Origin of the sequence: Halosimplex aquaticum, assembly GCF_028747785.1 — an archaeon.
Taxonomy (GTDB): domain Archaea; phylum Halobacteriota; class Halobacteria; order Halobacteriales; family Haloarculaceae; genus Halosimplex; species Halosimplex aquaticum.
The window spans coordinates 822,593-840,208 of sequence record NZ_CP118158.1 but is presented as its reverse complement, the minus strand read 5'-3'; the positions used below and the strand labels follow the sequence as shown (position 1 = coordinate 840,208).

The 17,616-nt window shown below is 66.6% G+C and carries 16 protein-coding genes; 8 read left to right on the top strand and 8 right to left on the bottom strand.

Features of this window, described 5'->3' with window-relative positions:
* Positions 1–11: 11 nt before the first annotated feature.
* Positions 12–998 (bottom strand): class I SAM-dependent methyltransferase, encoded by a 987-nt coding sequence (locus PSC72_RS04065; RefSeq protein WP_274324616.1) that lies wholly within the window; start codon positions 996–998, stop codon positions 12–14.
* A gap of 123 nt (positions 999–1,121) precedes the next feature.
* On the opposite strand from PSC72_RS04065, the gene dph5 reads away from it, so the two are divergent.
* On the top strand, positions 1,122–1,901 hold the full coding sequence (gene dph5, locus PSC72_RS04060) for a diphthine synthase (protein WP_274324615.1): 780 nt from the start codon (positions 1,122–1,124) through the stop codon (positions 1,899–1,901).
* On the opposite strand, the gene artA is transcribed toward dph5, so the two are convergent.
* From artA to PSC72_RS04035, 5 genes are all read right to left on the bottom strand, one after another.
* Complete coding sequence (gene artA / locus PSC72_RS04055; RefSeq protein WP_274324614.1) at positions 1,890–2,897, bottom strand: archaeosortase A; 1,008 nt, start codon at positions 2,895–2,897, stop codon at positions 1,890–1,892. The two genes, dph5 and artA, sit on opposite strands and share 12 nt — an antisense overlap.
* Before the next feature lie 167 nt (positions 2,898–3,064).
* Positions 3,065–6,157 carry a DUF7282 domain-containing protein gene (locus PSC72_RS04050; RefSeq protein ID WP_274324613.1) on the bottom strand — a complete coding sequence of 1,031 codons (3,093 nt, stop codon included), beginning with the start codon at positions 6,155–6,157 and terminating at the stop codon, positions 3,065–3,067.
* A gap of 499 nt (positions 6,158–6,656) precedes the next feature.
* Complete coding sequence (locus PSC72_RS04045) at positions 6,657–7,409, bottom strand: VOC family protein (protein WP_274324612.1); 753 nt, start codon at positions 7,407–7,409, stop codon at positions 6,657–6,659.
* 47 nt (positions 7,410–7,456) lie between these two features.
* Positions 7,457–7,894: a TIGR04206 family protein gene (locus PSC72_RS04040; protein WP_274324611.1), complete on the bottom strand. Its 438-nt coding sequence runs from the start codon at positions 7,892–7,894 to the stop codon at positions 7,457–7,459.
* Complete coding sequence (locus tag PSC72_RS04035; protein WP_274324610.1) at positions 7,891–9,000, bottom strand: OBG GTPase family GTP-binding protein; 1,110 nt, start codon at positions 8,998–9,000, stop codon at positions 7,891–7,893. Before PSC72_RS04035 ends, PSC72_RS04040 begins: the two co-directional genes overlap by 4 nt.
* A gap of 147 nt (positions 9,001–9,147) precedes the next feature.
* Here PSC72_RS04035 and PSC72_RS04030 point away from each other — a divergent pair, with 147 nt between their 5' ends.
* Positions 9,148–9,348, top strand: a complete 201-nt coding sequence (locus tag PSC72_RS04030) for a VNG_1110C family protein (protein ID WP_274324609.1) — start codon at positions 9,148–9,150, stop codon at positions 9,346–9,348.
* Positions 9,349–9,409: 61 nt separating this feature from the next.
* On the opposite strand, the gene PSC72_RS04025 is transcribed toward PSC72_RS04030, so the two are convergent.
* Complete coding sequence (locus PSC72_RS04025) at positions 9,410–10,246, bottom strand: TrmB family transcriptional regulator (RefSeq protein ID WP_274324608.1); 837 nt, start codon at positions 10,244–10,246, stop codon at positions 9,410–9,412.
* 152 nt (positions 10,247–10,398) lie between these two features.
* The gene (locus PSC72_RS04020; RefSeq protein WP_274324607.1) at positions 10,399–11,397 is read right to left on the bottom strand and encodes a transcription initiation factor IIB; all 999 of its coding nucleotides are present in this window, start codon (positions 11,395–11,397) and stop codon (positions 10,399–10,401) included.
* A 286-nt stretch (positions 11,398–11,683) separates the two neighbouring features.
* On the opposite strand from PSC72_RS04020, the gene PSC72_RS04015 reads away from it, so the two are divergent.
* The 6 genes from PSC72_RS04015 to PSC72_RS03990 all read left to right on the top strand — a co-directional run bounded on the left by PSC72_RS04015 (position 11,684) and on the right by PSC72_RS03990 (position 17,501).
* Positions 11,684–12,172 carry a 50S ribosomal protein L11 gene (locus PSC72_RS04015; protein WP_274324606.1) on the top strand — a complete coding sequence of 163 codons (489 nt, stop codon included), beginning with the start codon at positions 11,684–11,686 and terminating at the stop codon, positions 12,170–12,172.
* Positions 12,173–12,378: 206 nt separating this feature from the next.
* Complete coding sequence (locus tag PSC72_RS04010) at positions 12,379–13,017, top strand: 50S ribosomal protein L1 (RefSeq protein WP_274324605.1); 639 nt, start codon at positions 12,379–12,381, stop codon at positions 13,015–13,017.
* Position 13,018: 1 nt separating this feature from the next.
* The gene (locus tag PSC72_RS04005; protein ID WP_274324604.1) at positions 13,019–14,059 is read left to right on the top strand and encodes a 50S ribosomal protein L10; all 1,041 of its coding nucleotides are present in this window, start codon (positions 13,019–13,021) and stop codon (positions 14,057–14,059) included.
* Positions 14,060–14,064: 5 nt separating this feature from the next.
* Positions 14,065–14,412: a 50S ribosomal protein P1 gene (rpl12p, locus tag PSC72_RS04000; RefSeq protein ID WP_274324603.1), complete on the top strand. Its 348-nt coding sequence runs from the start codon at positions 14,065–14,067 to the stop codon at positions 14,410–14,412.
* A 187-nt stretch (positions 14,413–14,599) separates the two neighbouring features.
* A complete protein-coding gene (locus tag PSC72_RS03995) occupies positions 14,600–16,201 on the top strand; it encodes a long-chain-fatty-acid--CoA ligase (protein WP_274324601.1) in 1,602 nt (533 codons plus the stop codon).
* A 61-nt stretch (positions 16,202–16,262) separates the two neighbouring features.
* Positions 16,263–17,501 carry a tripartite tricarboxylate transporter permease gene (locus PSC72_RS03990; RefSeq protein WP_274324600.1) on the top strand — a complete coding sequence of 413 codons (1,239 nt, stop codon included), beginning with the start codon at positions 16,263–16,265 and terminating at the stop codon, positions 17,499–17,501.
* Positions 17,502–17,616 lie beyond the last annotated feature (115 nt).

The window sequence follows — 17,616 nt, the reverse complement described above, 5'->3', positions numbered from 1 at the left end:
CCCGTCGGCCGTCAGTCGGCCCGCTTTAGGCGGGCGTCGAGACAGACGTTCACCTCGTGGGGCGCGTACGACCGGACGGTGTGGCGCGTCTCGACAGTCACGTCGTACGACGGTTCGGCCGCGTCGCGGATCGCCCGCTCGCCGGGTCCGAAGGGGTCGTCCTCGTGCTGGATGTCGTAGTAGTGGACGACGCAGTCGTCGCCCGCGAGCGCGACGGCCGCGTCGAGGAACTCGTCGGCGCTGTGGGGCAGGTTCATCACCAGTCTGTCCGCCCATCCCTCGTAGTCGTCCGCGACGTCGTGCACGTCGTCACAGATCGCGGTCACGCGGTCGGCGACGCCGTTGCGCTCGGCGTTCTCGCGCAGGTACTCGACGGCGTCCCGGTTGATGTCGACGCCGACGGCCGTCGCCCCGCGCTTCGCGGCGGGGATCACGAACGGCCCGACGCCGGCGAACATGTCGAAGAAGTGCTCGCCCTCGGCGACCTGCTCAGTGACCCGGTGGCGTTCGGTCGCGAGCCGCGGCGAGAAGTACACCGTCGCGAGGTCGAGCGCGAACTCACAGCCGTACTCGCGGTGGACCGCCTCGGTGCTCTCGCCGGCGAGGACCTCCCAGTCGCGGATCCGCTCGGTCCCCTTGACCTTCGACGCGCGGTTCACGACCGTCTTCACTGGCAAGTCCGACTCGACGATAGCGTCGGCGAGTGCCTGCGCACGGTCGGGGTCGTCCTCGTCGACGATGACCACGTCACCGAGGCGCTCGTAGGTCGGGTCGAACGAGAGGAGGTCCGCCGGCATCGCCTGGGTCTCCCGGCGTTCGACCTCCCGGGCGACGACGTCGAACTCGTCGGGGACGGCGGTCTCGTCGGTGACGGGGATGAACAGCGCACCGTCGGCGACCTCGATCTCGTAGTCCTCGGCGATCAGGTCGGCCTCGGCGAGGCGTCGACGGGTCGCTTCCCCGTCTTCGCGCGGCACCCGAACGCAGGAGACGTCCATACCACCGGTAGGTCGGCGTCGAGCGGTAAGCCTGACGCTTCCGCCCGGACACGGGACGAGCGGGTCGGACGGACCGTGCCGTCGCTTCGGGGGGCTTAATCCGATCGGCGAGAGACCTCTGGTATGCTCACTTTCGTCGGACTCGGGCTCTACGACGAGCGCTCGGTCACCGTCGCCGGTCGCGACGCCATCCGGTCGGCCGACCGCGTCGTCGCCGAGTTCTACACCAGCAAGCTCGCCGGCGCGACCGTCGACGACCTCGAAACCTACCACGACACCGAGATCGAGGTACGCGACCGCGCCGGCGTGGAGCAGACGCCGGACGATATCCTCGACGACGCCGTCGAATCCGACGTCGTCTTCCTCACCGCCGGGGACACGATGATCTCGACGACCCACACGGACCTCCGCCTGCGTGCGCACGACCGAGGTATCGACACCCGCGTCGTCCACGGGACGACCGCCCAGGCCGCCGCGAGCGCGCTCACCGGGCTGCAGAACTACCGCTTCGGCAAGGCGACGACGCTCCCGTTCGAGCGCTCCCACGCCGGGGACGCGCTCCCCGGGAGCGTCATCGAGACGATCGACGACAACCGCGACCGCGGTCTCCACACCCTGGTCTTCCTCGACATCGACGCCGAGAACGACGACTACATGCGCGCCGACGAGGCCGCGACTCGCCTCGCAGCCGCCTACGACGACGTCCTCGCCGTCGTCGTCGCCCGCGCCGGGAGTCCCGACCCCGTCGTCCGCGCCGGCCGACTCTCCGCACTTTCGGAGGGGTCGTTCGGCGACCCGCTCCACCTGCTCGTGATCCCAGGCGACCTCCACCTCATGGAGCGGGACGCGCTCGCCGAACTCGGCGACGCGCCGACCGAATCGCTCGAAGAACTAGTCGTCTGAGGGGGACTCTTCACCGCCGTCTGCCGCGACCGCCGGGACTTCCAGTGCCGCACGGAGGTCGTACTCCGAGCCCGTTACGACGAACAGCAGGTCCTCGATTATCGCCAGCACTTCCGGGAGTTCCCGGACGACCAAGTACGTGATACCGACGAGCGCCACGACCGAGAGGCTCTGGGCGATGATGCGGTCTGCGACGAAGTACGACACCCGCGGGAGTTCCTCGCTCCCGAAGACCGTCAACACCAGGTCCGGGAACACGTGGAGGTACTGCTCGCCGAACGTCACCCCGATGAAGACGTTCCGGAAGAGGTTGAGCACGTAGATAACCGGCAGCGAAACGGCCAGCGCGCGAAGCTTCCGGCGCCACGGCGCGTCCACCGCCGCGATCAGCCCTGCGAATATCGACATGCTCCCGATACCCGTACAGGCGATGAGGATCGTATACGTGATCCGATGACTCTCCTCGGCTCCGGTGTACGGTAGGTCGTTCACGAAGACGAACGTGTTCCGGTACGGGTCGGGGTCGACGCCCGGCAAGTCGAGTTGCGCCCCGTTGGCGACTTCCGGATGGTGTCCCGTCAGCGCCATCAGGAACTCCGTCTGGCGCGTGACGGTCTCGACGAGGAGCTGGCGGAGGACGGGAATGGACTCGAACGGGAAGAACACCACTCCCATCAGGAGCACCGCTCGCGAGAGGACGAGCAGCGAATCGCGGCCGTTCCAGAGGAGGTACCCGACGTAGAAGGCCGCCGGGACCGCGACGACCGCCCCGATCCCCTCGATGATGCTCTTCTGGACGAACGCGAAGTGATAGACGAGGCTAAACCAGAAGACGCCGAACAGCGCCCAGCCACCGACACCGACGTATCGCGCCAGTTCGCGCTCGCCGTGCCAGTCGAGCGCCGCGGTGACGAGAAACGCCGCGAGGACCAGCCACGCGAGCGGGTCGGAGAACTGCGTGGCCCATTCCAGTCCCGCGAGTAGCCCGTCGATCATCTGTCTGTCCCCACGTACTGTGATCGCGGCTATATGCTTTGTCGTTACGTGCCCGTGGCGCACACGAGCGAGTATCGAAAACGGACCACCGCACAGCTGCCGCTATCGAGGTAGCGTCGAAAAAATATCGAGTGAGTCGGGTCGGGCGTCAGCCCGATGGTTCAGCCTTAGTCGCGGCGGCGCGCCGTGAGGAGCGCAGCAGCGAGCAGGGCGATGAGCGAGACAGCGACACCGAAGCCGGGCCCGTCGCCCGTGGTGGTCGGCGAAGGCGTTTCGCCGTCGCTGCCGTCGCCACCGTCACCTTCCGTCGGGGTCGCCGTCGCCGTCGCCGTCGCGGTCGGCGTCGCCGTTGCGGTCGGCGTCGCCGTCGCGGTCGGCGTCGGGGTCGGGGTCGCCGTCGGGGTCGGCGTGGCGGTCGGGGTCGGCGTGACGTCGCCGACGGTGACTTCCGCGCTGTCGGTCACGGCGGAGCCGTTGACCGAGTACGGCGCGTCGGCCTGCGGGAAGTCGTAGAGGTTGTTCGAGTTGTCGTCGAGGTGCGGCATCGCGACCAGGGTGGTCGTCTCGTTGACCGGCGTGTCGAGGTCGACGCGCACGTTCGAGTGCGTGCCGGCTTCGAGGTAGCGGCTGGTGCCGATCACGTCGCCGCTGGCGCTGCCCGAGTGGATGGCGACGAAGCCACCGTCCGACAGCGTGACGGACTCGATGCGGACTTCCTGGTTCTCCTCGGCGACCGACTGGTCACTGAAGGAGACCGAGCCGGTCGGCTCGGCGAGGATGCGGCCGTCGTACGGGCCACCGATGCGGTCGCCACCGCGGCGGACGGCAACGGTGAAGTTGATGCCCGCACCGCGCTCGCTGAAGTCACCGGTCGCCGCGAACGTGCGGTCCGCGGAGACGTGGGTGTTCAGCGTGGTCAGGAACGGGCTGGAGTCGGACTGGCTGTTGACGCGCAGGCCGAGCTTCGTCCCCGGAGCGACGTTCGTGTCGCCGCGGAGGGTCTGGCCGGCCTGGTTGCGGATGACAACCTCGTCCTGGGCGTTCGTGTTCAGCGACGCCGAAGCGTCGTAGTAGGTCCATTCGGAGCTGACGGTGCCGCCACCGTCACCGCCGAGGACCGGCCCGATGGAGCCGTACTCTTCGAAGCCGAAGTACGCGCCCCACTTGTCGGTGTCCTTGAGCTTGCTCTCGTCGACACCGCCGAGCTTCACGGCGATGTAGTACGTGTCGTTCTGGTAGTCCGGAATGACTTCCGTGTTGTCCGTGTTGAGCTCGAAGGTACGGCGGTCACGGTTCGGACCGACGTTCTCTTCCTGGAAGGTCGCGTTGAACGCGGCCAGTTCGTTGTCCGCGTTGTAGTGCGACTCCTCGTTGAGGAACGCCTGCGTGACGTTCGTCTCCGAGTCCGTACGGTTCGCGAGGATACCCTCCAGACCCGAGGCGGAGACCTGGTGAACGATCAGTTCACCGTTGGTCGCGCGGTCGGACTGGGTGAGGTTGCCGTCGATGTCATCCTCGGTGTTGTCAGTGTTCTCGTCGATGAACGAGAGGTCGACCTGTCCCGTCTTGCCCGCGGGCGCGACCCAGACGGTCGAGCTCTCGGTCGAACGGGAGTTGATCGACACCGCACCAACGTCATCCTCGTCGACGTTGGTGAAGTTGTAGTCAGTCAGGTTGTCGTCTTCGTCGTTGGCGACGACTGCCAGGTCGTACGACGCGGCGTCGATCGTCGCGATGCTGGCGTAGCGGGTACTGTTGACCGGCAGGTCTCCAGCGTCCCACTCGTTGTCGTTACCGTTGTCCCAGTTGCTGGGGAAGTCGGGGTTGTCGTCGTCGCTGTAGTATTCGATCGTGGCGTTGCGGAGATCCTGGATGAAGTCACCAGACTCGCCGCTGAACGCGGTCACGTTGTCAGCGCCCTGAGCCGTGAAGATACGGTCAGAGACGCCCGTGCCGGACATGTACGTGTTCCACTCGAGGACGACCTCGCCGTCGCCGTCCTCGTCGGCAACCGTCACGTTCGTCACGTAGTTGGTCTCGCTCTTGCTACCGATGGCGACCGTCGCCTGGGCGCCCTCGGCGCTGTTCTGCAGGTTGACCGGGATCTCGACCACGTCACCGCGCTCTTCCTCGAAGACACCGCCACCGAACGAGGCGGAGTCAGCCGTCGGGAACTCGTCGACCGAGAACTCGCCGGCTTTGACCTGAGCGCCGGTACGGACGTCGGTCACGGTGACCTCGTAGTCACCGGCGTCGAGGTCGGTCTGGTAGTTGAACGTCTCTTCGAAGTTACCGCGGTTGTTGAAGCTGACTCGCTCGTGCTGCATGGTCGGACCGTCGACCGTGATCGCGACGGGCGAGTCACCGCGGATCGAACTGCCACTGACGGTGATCTTGGCGTCCTGGTTGTGCTCGAACATCGTCCCGTCTTCGGCCAGCGAGGCCGACATACGGAGCGACGTCACGTTGAAGAACTTCGAGGTAGTGCCAGTGGCGCCGCCAGTGTTACCGCTCTCGTCGAAGATGAGGCGGTAGGTGGTGCCGGACTCCAGTCGGGCACTGTCGAAGACGATGGAGTTGCTGAACTCGCCGGTGGAACCGTCGAGGACGATCTCGCCGGTCTCGACGTTGCGGAGGAGGATCTCCTCGTTGTCACCAGACGCGACGAAGCTGATCTGCGTACCCTGGTAGATACGCTCGGCGGACTGACGGTTGCTGTTATCGGGGTCAGTCTGCGAGATCTGAGCGGCGGCCGTCTCGACCGTCACGTTACCGATCTCGTTGCCGGTCGAGACGCTGCCGGAGATCACGGAGTGGATCTGCGTCCCGTTGCCGACGTCGACGATGACCTCGTCAGCCGGGCTCAGGTCGCCCCAGTTGTTGCTACCGTCGAGGACGACTCGGGTTCCGCTGTCCTCGTAGCTGATGGGGCCGGACAGACTCTCGACGTCATCGTTGTTGTTGATGTACGTCGTGTTGGTGGTACCGTTGTACTCAACGTAGTCACCGGTACCGGCCTGGCGGACGAAGACGCTGAAGTTCGAGGTGTCCAGCGTGCTACCGTCTGCCTGTGCGACAGTTTGGTTGAAATTCAGTACGATGTCACCGTTCCCGTTCTCTCGTTCCTGTGCGGTAGAGAGACCAGGGTCGGTGTTAGCCGCAGCGGCTGTCCCTGCGAATGCGATGGTAGTCGCGAAGACGGACGTTACCATCAGCATCGTCAGGAACAAACTGCGAAGTTTGTCGTTAGTTCCTGTCATAGTTTGTTGGATCTGCTATCAGCGGCCACAGCAACTTTCCGACCACGCGGACACGCGACCGGTAGTCGGCCGCGCCGAACCGGCAGTGGTGTACTCGATGCTGCAACCATGGGTAGGGGTACGGTATGAACCAGCGTCGGATGTTATAAATGTTTTGTGGTCACGGCACCGGGAGGAACGCCCGTCTTATCCCGTAAATCGGTCCGTAGAACGCGTATGTGATACGTTCACTCACCACCACTACGTGTCAGACGCCTGTCTCACGCCGGGCTGACGGACGGGGGGATTAAGTGTACAAATCACTCTATAAGGTGGAATTACTGCTCGATACGGTGGCCGGAATAGAGCCCGGCGGCTACGACGTGACGACTTCGTGATCGACGGAATTCTCCCCGACCAGCTTTCCACTCGGGATCGATCGCTGTGCTCGTGACCCACTCGTGCAAAAGATGCGGCAAAAAGGCGGTCGCTCACTTCGTCCGCGGCCGTTCGATCCGTTCTACGACGTGACGACTTCGACTTCGTGGCCGTCAGGGTCTTTCGTGAACGCGTAGTTGTTGTCGCAGCTCTCGGGATCACGATAGTCCTCCGCCTCGCGAGTCATTAGCGACTCCCAACCCTCGTCCAGGTCGTCGACACGGACCGCGAGGTGGCCCCACGCGTCGCCCAGTTCGTACGTGCGCCCGTCGTAATTGTAGGTGAGTTCGACGGCCATGGCTTCCTCGGCGGCTCCCTCGGGCTTCATGAAGTAGTTCGCGAACGTGTCGGCCTCCCAGCGGCCCGTGTGCTCGTACTCGAACTTGCGAGTCCACCATCCCAGGTGCTCGTCTGCGTCTTCGACGCGGACCATCGTGTGGTCGATGCTCCACCGGGCGCCGAAGTCCCGCTCGACGATCTCGATCTCGTGGCCGTCGGGATCCTTGACGAACGCGTAGCCCGGGTTGTCCTCGGGCCGGCGGTAGTCCTCGACGCCCTCGTCCATCAGTTCGTAGTAGGCGTCGTGGACGTCCTCCACGCGGACGGCGATGTGGCCCCAGCCGTCGCCCATCGTGTACGACCGGCCGTCGTGGTTGTACGTCAGTTCGAGCAGCGCACCCTCGTCGTGGACGTCTTCCGGGCCGAGGAAGACGTTCGTGAAGGTGTCGGCCTCCCAGCGGCCCTTCTCCTCGTAGCCGAGGTGGGTCTGGTACCAGTCGAGCGACTTATCGAGGTCTTCGACGCGCATCATCACGTGGTCGAGCGTTCCGTCCATGTCCGAAATCAGGGTAGCCAGTTCGAAAAGGATACCGAACCCGGAACTCAGGGCCGACTCGTCCAGGCCGCCAGTCCGAGAAATCCGGCACCCAGCGGGATCGCGAAGACGCCGGCGCGGGCGGAGGAGAACCCGACCGCGGCGTAGCACACGTCGAACGCCCCCAGGGCGAACAGCCCAGCGGTCACCCGCCTGTCCTCGCGGTCGACCCGCGAGAGCGCCGCGCTCACCGCGCCCGTGGCGTAGAGCAGCGTCGCGATCGGCCACGCGAGGAGCGCCGGCGGGATGTCGCGCGTGTACACGAAGACGTAGTGATAGACGGACGTCACGGACAGCGTCTCGGGTGCCACGAGCGCGACCGAGAAGGTCAGACTGAGGCCGCCGTCGTACGGGATCACCAGCCAGGGCACGAGTCCGGCGGTCAGAACGGCGAGGGCTCGCCGCGATGGTAGCCCGGTGGGCCGGCCACCGTGTTGGCGCCTCATCGCGTCGTCAGGATGCGGAGCACGTCCTCGTCGGCGAGTTCGTGGTCCATCCCGACCTGTTGCTCGTCGTGTTTCGCGCTCGGGCCGGAGACGCGGGCGAACCGGAAGCGCTCCTCGAACTCGCCGCCGAGTTTCTCGCATGCGTCCTCGATGGTGTCGCCCTCCCGCAGAACGAGCGGCTCGTCGTAGTCGACCCCGCGACCGGGCTTGTCCATGTACACCCGGATGAGGCCGAGCTCCTCCCAGATCGCTTCCTTGAGCGCGTCGAGTCCCTTCTCTTCCTGCGCGCTGATGAAGATGGCCTCGTCGGGATCGATGTCGTGCTCGCGCAGCTGCTCGTGGACGGTGTCGAGGTAGTCGGGTTCGATGAGGTCGGCCTTGTTGACGGACACGAGCGACGGTAGGTACTCGCGGTTGTCGAGCACGCCGTCGAGCAGTCGGTCGATGTCGACCTGTTCGCCGATGTTCACGTCGGCGTTGACGTATCCGCGTTCGCGCAGGACGCTCTTGATTGTCTCCTCGTCGAGGTCCAGATCGACGCTGGACGTGACGTTGATCCCGTCTTTGTGCTTCTTCCGCACGGTGATCCGCGGGGGTTCGGTGTCGATTCGGACCTTGTTGTTGTACAGCTCCTCCGAGAGGCGCTCGTACTGGTCGATCTCGAACACCGAGAGGACGAAGACGACCAGATCTGCCGTCCTGACGACGGAGAGGACGGCCTGCCCGTCGCCGCGCCCCTCTGCGGCGCCCTCGATGAGGCCGGGCACGTCGAGCATCTGGATGTTCGCGCCGTTGTACTGCAGCATACCGGGGTTTACGTCGAGCGTGGTGAACTCGTAGGAGCCGACCTCGCTCTCGGCGTTGGTGAGGGCGTTGAGGAGCGTGGACTTGCCGACGCTGGGGAAGCCGACGAGCGCGACGGTCGCGTCGCCGGTCTTCTCGACGGCGTACCCCGATCCGCCGCCGGCGGAGGACTGGTTCTCCAGCTTCTCCTTTTTCTCCGCGAGCTTCGCTTTCAGGCGACCGATGTGACTCTCCGTGGACTTGTTGTAGGGCGTGGTCGCGATCTCCTCTTCGATCTCGCGGATCTCCTCTTCGAGCCCCATTAGCAGTGAGTCGGCAAGCGGTACCGAAAAAGGTGTTCTTCCGGACCGGTCGCGGCCGCCGGCGCGGTCGTGTCCGCGAGACCGGATTTCGCGAACGCATGAATCACTTCGATAAACTAATACGACGAGAGCCGAACAGGATCGATCATGGCTGACCCGACGCGACTCCGTGACAGCACGGAGATCCTCCTGCCGGCGGACGCGGTCGACGGACTGCAGGACGACCTGGAGCAGCGGTTCACGCTGACTATCCGGGAGGAGGAGTGTCGGGTGCGTATCATCGGCAGCCCGGTCGAGATCAAAGGCGCCAGCGACTTCCTGGCGCGCAACGGGATCTCGGTCGCCTGACCGGACGGAAGAACGTGGCTCTCGGTGTTGTGCAGTCGTAGACCGCTCCGCACAGCGCCGACTACGCAGAGCCGCCGGCCGTCGATCCGGACCGGATGGCGTTCGCGAGCAGCGGTCGCATCAGCCCGACCAGCGGCGCGCGCTCGTCGTCGGTCCAGACCGCGCTGTGGCGGTCCACCCCGGGCAGGTCGGTCTCCAGATCGGAACTGACGAGCAACTGACTGCCGTCGGCCATGAGGATCGAGCTGATCTCGCCGGGGCGGATCGGGTGGTCCTCCCACCAGGTCCACGTCTCGACGACGGTCGCCCCCGGCGCGACGTCGGTGACGGTCTCCCGGATCGCCTGACTCGGGGAACCGACGGTGATCGCGACGCCGCGGTCGGCGGCGGCCGAGAGCGACTCGCGCAGTTCGTCGGTCAGCAGGCTCTCGACGGCGACGACGACGAGGAGTTCGGCGGTCGCGTCGTCGGCGAGCCCGGCCAGGCGGTCGCTGACCGCGTCGTTCCCCTCGACGACCCAGACCCCGGCCCGCTCGTCGCGGGGCTCCGGCGACCGCAACCGCGGGAGCAGCCCCTCCAGTCGGTCGAGTCGCTCGCCGTACTCCCGGCGGATCGTCTCGACGGCGTCGCGCGGATCGGGTGCGCGGAACTTGCGGGGCTTGGAGTCCTGGACGTCGGCGAGGCCGCGGTCCTGCAGCGACTCGACGCTGTCGTAGACGCGCGGGCGGGGCACGTCGGCCACTTCGGCGAGCTCGCGGGCGGTCCCGTGGCCGATGCGCGTCAGCGCGACGAAACACTTCGCCTCGTAGGTCGTCAGCCCGAACGTCTCCAGCAGCGACGCCGTCTCGGCGACGATGTCGTCTCCGTCGGGGCCGGCGGCGGACTCGTCGTTCGACATAGATTCGGGGGGTCTCTCAGCGGACATTGAACGGACGGAGGGATAACGGTGGCCGTTGACGCCGGTCGGCCACCCGGCGGTGCGAGCGGTCGGTCCGCGCGGTACCGCCGGCGACAGGCGCGGGCACTCCCGCTGACCAGGCGGGGGCCACGTCAGGCGACCTGGTCGGCCGCGTCGAGCAGTTCGGTGTACCGGTCGCGGATCGTCACCGCGGAGACGTCCGCCGCGTCGGCGACCTCGTGTTGGGTCACGTCCACGTTCGTCAGCCGCCCCGCGGCGTAGATGGCCGCGGCGGCGAGGCCGACCGGGTTCTTGCCCGAGTGGACCGCCTCGCGCTTGCCGGCGGCGAGCAACTCCTCTGCCCGCTGCTTCGTCTCTTCCGGGAGTCCGAGGTCCGAGACGAGGCGAGGCACGTACTGCTCAGGGTCCGTCGGCTCCATCGCGAGCCCGAGTTCGCGAGCGATGTACCGGTACGCGCGCGCGAACTCCTTACGTCCGACTCGACTAACGGACTGGAATTCATCGAGCGTGCGCGGGACGCCCGCCTGTCGCGCGCCCGCGTAGAGCGACCCCGTCGCCATCGCCTCGATCGAGCGGCCAGGGACGAGTTCCGCGTCCAGTGCCCGCCGATAGATGACGCTCGCCGTCTCGCGAGCGTCTTTCGGGAGGCCGAGCGCCGAGGCCATGCGGTCGATCTCGCCGAGCGCCTGTTTCAGGTTGCGGTCCTGTGCGCTCTGCGAGCGGAAGCGCTCGTCCCACGTGCGCAGGCGTGACATCTGTTCGCGCTTCTTGGCCGAGAGGGCCTGGCCGTTGGCGTCCTTGTTCTGCCAGTCGATGACCGAGGACAGGCCCTTGTCGTGGAGCATCTCCGTCGTCGGCGACCCGACGCGACTCTTCTCGGCTTTGTCCCTGGCGTCGAACGACCGCCACTCCGGGCCGCGGTCGACGACGTCCTCTTCGAGGACCACGCCGCAGTCCCGGCAGACCGTCTCCCCGCGCTTCTCGTCGGTGATCCCCGCCGCGCCGCACTCTGGACACTCGTTCCGTTCGCGCTCGCCGTCGGTCTCCTCGCGTTCACCTTCGGACTCCTCGCCCTCGCGTTCGAATGGCTGGACGTGACGGCCCGTAACTCGCTGGTTCGTGCTTGTCATTGTAATCCCGAGCCGGCGGTGTGTCCCCACCGACCCGCCTTCTGCATCCGACGCTTAGTATTGTGCACTGAAATAGGTATTGACGAGTTGTTACAGTAGTTGTTACAAAGTATGGTTCCGGGCGTTCACTGCGTCAGTCGGGGAGTACGTCTCGGTCGGGCGACCAGCCCCCGGGTATCGACGGTGGGGCCGGAGGACAATGGGGACGGTACCCCACATGTGTCGGTGTGGCACGGAGCGTCCGGGAAAAGCAATTCTTAAACCCGCCCCGACGGTTTCGTCGTGTATGGCTGGAACTATCGAAGTGCTCGTTCCCGGCGGGCAGGCCAATCCGGGCCCGCCCCTCGGACCGGAGCTCGGTCCGACTCCCGTGGACGTGCAGGCAGTCGTCCAGGAGATCAACGACCAGACCGAAGCGTTCGACGGCACCGAAGTCCCCGTCACCATCGAGTACGAGGACGACGGGTCGTTCTCGATCGAGGTCGGCGTCCCGCCGACGGCCGAGCTCATCAAGGACGAGGCCGGTTTCGAGACAGGCAGCGGCGAACCCCAGGAGACCTTCGTCGCCGACCTCTCGGCCGAACAGGTCAAGCAGATCGCCGAGCAGAAACACCCGGACCTGCTCGCCTACGACATGAAGAACGCCGCGAAGGAAGTCGTCGGGACCTGCACCTCGCTGGGCGTCACCATCGAGGGCAACAACCCCCGCGAGTTCAAAGAGCGGATCGACGAGGGCGAGTACGACGACGTCTTCGCCGAGGAAGCGTCGGCGTAGTCCGCGGACGAGAACTCCCGAACCGGCGGATTCCGCTTTCTTCGGCGGTTTTCCACAGCCGAAAGCGACGCCTATGAGTGACAGCGAGTGACGGCCTCCGTTCGCTTCGACGGGTTTAAGTTTCGCATCGGCGTCCCCACAGGTGAGACAGGCTTTGCCTGTTTCACTGACCCGTAGGAGCCGTTGGCGTACTACGGAGGTGAACAATGGCAGATCAGGAAATAGAAGACGCAGTATCTCGCGCACTCGAGGACGCACCGCCCCGGAACTTCCGGGAGACGGTCGACCTCGCGATTAACCTGCGCGACATTGACTTAGACGACCCGTCGAACCGCGTCGACCAGGACGTGGTCCTCCCGTCCGGGACCGGACAGGAGACCAAGATCGTCGTGTTCGCGGAGGGCGAGACCGCCCTGCGCGCCGAGGACGTCGCCGAAGAAGTCCTCGACAGCGACGATCTCGCCGACCTGGGAGACAACGACAACGAGGCCAAGGACCTGGCCGACGAGACCGACTTCTTCCTCGCGGAGGAGTCGCTCATGCAGGACATCGGTCGCTACCTCGGGACCGTGCTCGGTCCGCGCGGGAAGATGCCCGACCCCCTCTCACCCGACGACGACGTGGTGGAGACGGTCGAGCGCCTGAAAAACTCCGTTACCGTTCGGAGCCGCGACCGCCGCACGTTCCACACCCGCGTCGGCGCCGAGGACATGTCCGCCGAGGACATCGGCGACAACATCGACGTCATCCTCCGGCGCCTCCACGCGGACCTGGAGAAAGGTCCACTCAACATCGACTCCATCTACGTGAAGACGACGATGGGGCCGGCAGTGGAGGTCGCCTGATATGAGCGCAGAACGCAAGACAGAGACCATCCCGCAGTGGAAGCAGGAGGAGGTCGCCGACGTCGTCGAGATGATCGAATCGTACGACAGCGTCGGCATCGTCGACATCACGGGCATCCCCTCCCGACAGCTCCAGGACATGCGCCGGGACCTGTACGGGACCGCCGAACTGCGCGTCTCGCGCAACACGCTCGTCGAGCGCGCGCTCGAAGAAGTCGACGACGGCCTCGAAGTCCTGACCGGCTACGTGTCGGGACAGGTCGGCCTCATCGGCACCAACGAGAACCCGTTCGGGCTCTTCCAGCAGCTGGAAGCATCGAAGACGCCGGCGCCTATCAACGCCGGCGAGGTCGCCCCGAACGACATCGTCATCCCCGAGGGCGACACGGGGATCGACCCCGGGCCGTTCGTCGGCGACCTCCAGCAGGTCGGCGCCGACGCCCGCATCCAGGAAGGATCGATCCAGGTGCTCTCGGACTCGACGGTTCTCTCGGCCGGTGAGGAGGTCTCGACGGATCTCGCGAACGTCCTCAACGAGCTGGGCATCGAGCCCAAGGAGGTCGGCCTCGACCTGCGCGCCGTCTACGCGGACGGCGTGCTGTTCGAGCCCGAGGAACTCGAACTGGACGTCGAGGAGTACCGGGCGGACATCGAGGCGGCGGCCGCACGCGGTCGCAACCTCTCCGTCAACGCCAGTTACCCGACGGCCCAGACCGCTCCGACGCTGCTCCAGAAGGGTCGCGGCGACGCCAAGAGCCTCGGCCTCCAGGCCTCCATCGAGAGCCCGGACCTGGCCGACGACCTCGTCTCGAAGGCCGACGCGCAGGTGCGCGCGCTGGCGGCGCAGGTCGACGACCCCGAGGCCCTGCCCGAGGAGCTGCAGGACGTCGAGGAGCCTGCCGCAGCTGAATCGACCGACGACCAGACCGACACCGAGGACGCCGCCGACGAGTCCGACGACACCGAAGCCGAGGCCGACGAGGCCGAGGACGACGATGACGACGACGAGGACGTCGGCGACGCCATGGGAGCCATGTTCTAACAACAATGGAATACGTTTACGCAGCACTCATCCTGAACGAGACCGACGCAGAGATCAACGAAGAAAACCTGACCGACGTGCTCGAGGCCGCGGGCGTCGACGTGGAGGAGTCCCGCGTCAAGGCGCTCGTCGCGGCGCTCGAAGACGTCGACATCGACGAGGCCGTCGAACAGGCCGCCGCAGTCCCCGCCGCGACCGGTGGGGCCGCGGGCGGCGCCGGCGGCGAGGCCGAAGCGGCCGACGAGGGCGGCGACGACGAAGCCGAGGAAGCGGACGCCGACGAAGGCGGCGACGACGACGACGACGAGGACGACGAGGCCAGCGGCGAGGGCCTCGGCGAACTCTTCGGCTAACGCCGGCCACGAACTTCTCCGATTTATCCCGACCGGTCAGCCGCGCGGCCGTCGTCGACAGGCGTCCCGCGCACGATGGCCTCGTGGCCTGACGAGCGAACGTCCCGACTCCATAGCGCCTGTCGACCGCCCGTGCAGAAACCTTCATAAAAATACGTCATGAATACTCCGTCGTGGAGTCAGCACGATGAACGTACCACTGCGCACGACCGACTTCCTCGACCGGGGTGCGGACCTGTACGACGATGTGACGGCGGTGGTGACCGACGCGGGGCGGGAGTTCACCTACGACGAGTTCGCCGACAGGGTGAATCAGGTGTCGAACGCGCTGCTGGACGCCGGCCTCGGACAGGGCGACAGAGTCGCGCTCGTCGCCGGGAACACCCACTACTTCCTGGAGACGGAGTTCGCGACCCAGCAGCTGGGGATGGTGTTCGTCCCGATCAACTACCGATTGACGCCGGACGACTACGAGTACATCCTGAACGACTGCGACGCCGCACTCGTCGTCGCCGACCACGAGTTCGCCGACAAGATCGAAGCGGTCCGAGGCGACGTGCCCGCGAGCCGGTTCGTCGGCTACGAGTCCGACCGGATCGACGGCGACTGGGAGGACTACGCCACGTGGATCAGCGACTATCCGACGGAGCGACCGGAGCGGCCGGCGATCGCCGAGGACGACGACGCCACGATCAACTACACGTCGGGCACGACCGGTGACCCGAAGGGCGTCGTCCGGACCCACCGGACCGAGCACTACCACGCGCTGCTTTTGACCCATCACATGGACCTGTCGGACGACGACACCTACCTGTGGACGCTGCCGATGTTTCACTGCAACGGGTGGGGGTACACCTACGCGCTGACGGGGGTCGGCGCGACCCACGTCTGCCAGCGGGCCTTCGACCCCGGTCGAACCTTCGAACGGGTGGTCGACCGCGACGTGTCGCACCTCTGTGGCGCACCGACGGTGCTGAACCGCCTCATCGAGTACCACGACGAGCACGAACCGGAGACCACCGGAGAGAGCGGCGTGCGCCTGACGACGGCCGGGAGCGCCCCGCCGAAGGCGACCATGCGGACCGTCGAAGAGGCGTTCGGCTGGGAGATGATCCAGCTCTACGGGCTGACGGAGACGGCGCCGCTCGTCACGACCAGCAACTCCGCGCGTCGCCTCGCCCAGACCGACGATCGGTTCGGCCTCAAGCAGAAGCAGGGGTTCGAAGTCCTCTCGACGCGGGTCCGCGTCGTCGACGAGGACGGCGAGGACGTCCCACCCGACGGGAGTACCCAGGGGGAGGTCGTCGTCAAGGGGAACCAGGTGATGGACCGGTATCTCGGCAAGCCCGAGCGGACGGAGGAAGCGTTCAGCGGCCGCGTAGAGGGGTGGTTCCACACGGGCGACATCGCGACAATCGACGAGAACGGGATGATACAGATCCAGGACCGCAAGAAGGACATCATCATCACGGGCGGCGAGAACGTCTCCTCGATCGAGGTCGAGGACGTCCTCTTCGACCACCCCGGAGTCCTGAAGGCGGCCGTGGTCGCCGCGCCCGACGACGAGTGGGGCGAGCGCGTCCACGGCGTCGTCGTCGAGCAGGACAACGCCGACCTCACCGAAGACGAGGTGATCGACTTCGCCGCCGAGCGACTCGCGAGCTACAAGAAACCGCGGAGCGTCGACTTCGTCGACGACCTGCCGGAGACGGCCACGGGCAAGGTACAGAAGTACGAACTCCGCGAGCGCTACTGGGAAGGCGAGGAGACTCGCGTCGGGCAGGGGTAGCCGGACCCGGTGGCCCGAGCGGGCGAGAGTTTATCAGCTATTCCGGGGCCACTCCGTGTCGATGGACCCGTTCGGCGTCCGCGTCGTCGTCGCTCCCCACCAGACACTCCTGTTCTGCGGCTTCCTCGCCGGCGGGATCGCACTCGGGACCGTCAGCGGACTCACGCCGGGGATCCACGCCAACACGTTCGCCCTCCTGCTCGCGGGCGTCGCTCCGTCGGTCCCCGGTCCCGTCCGGTACGTCGGCGCGGCGATGCTCGCCGCCGGAACGGTCCACACCTTTCTCGACATCGTCCCCGCGCTCGCGCTCGGGGTGCCCGACCCGGCGATGGCGAGTTCCGCGCTGCCGAGCCACCAGTTGGTGCTGGCCGGTCGCGGGCGGGAGGCGTTGCGGCTCTCGGCCCTCGGTAGCGCGGGTGCGGTCGTGATCGCAGCGCCGCTGGCGATCCCGATGACTCGCGTGATGACCGCCGTCTACCCGACGCTCCGGGCGCATCTGCCGCTACTTCTGGGCGGCGTCGTGGTCGTGCTCGTCGCGACGGAGTCGACGAATCTCGGGCGACTGGGCGCCGCGCTGTCGGTCGGCGCCAGCGGTGCGCTGGGGATCGTGGTGCTGGACCTGCCCGCCGGCGGCCTCGTGGACTCGGGCGGGATGCTCGCCCCGATCTTCACCGGCTTGTTCGGCGCGCCGGTCCTGCTCGACGCGCTGACCGGCGAGGGCGTCCCCGAACAGGAGGGGGCGAACGTGAGCACGTCTCGACAGGCGATCGCGGGATTCGCCCTGATAGGGACGCTCTCGGGCGCCGTCGTCGGGTACGTCCCAGGCGTGTCGAGCGCCATCGCGGCGACGGTCGCCCTGCTGGCCGTCTCCGGCGACGGCCCGCGAGCGTTCGTGGTGACGACCAGCGGCGTGAACACGGCAAATTCGGTCTTCGCACTTCTGGCGCTGGTCGCGCTCGGCACGCCACGTACCGGCGTGATGGTCGCCGTCGACGAGGCGGGCGTGCCGCTGGATCTCCCGCTCCTGCTCGGGAGCGTGCTGGCGGCCGCGACCGCCGGGTTCGTCCTCGTGGTGACCCTCGGCGACGGATACTTGCGGCGGGTCGGCCAGGCCGATTACACGAAACTGTCCGTCGGCGTGTTGTGCCTCGTTCTAGTGGTCGTGGCTGTGTTGACCGGGCCGCTCGGCGTCGGGGTGTTCGGCCTCTCGACGCTCGTCGGGCTGGTACCCGTCAAGTTCGGCGCTCGGCGCGCCTCTCTGATGGGCGTCCTGTTGGTCCCGTTGATGTTGGGCGCGTAGGCGTCAGCATTAGCGGTCTGCTGAAATCTCCCCGCTCGCTAGTCGTAGAAGTGTCCGCACTCTACGTAGAGAGTTGAAAGCCCTCGGCCCGCTCGCGGACGCTGTGCGGGATATC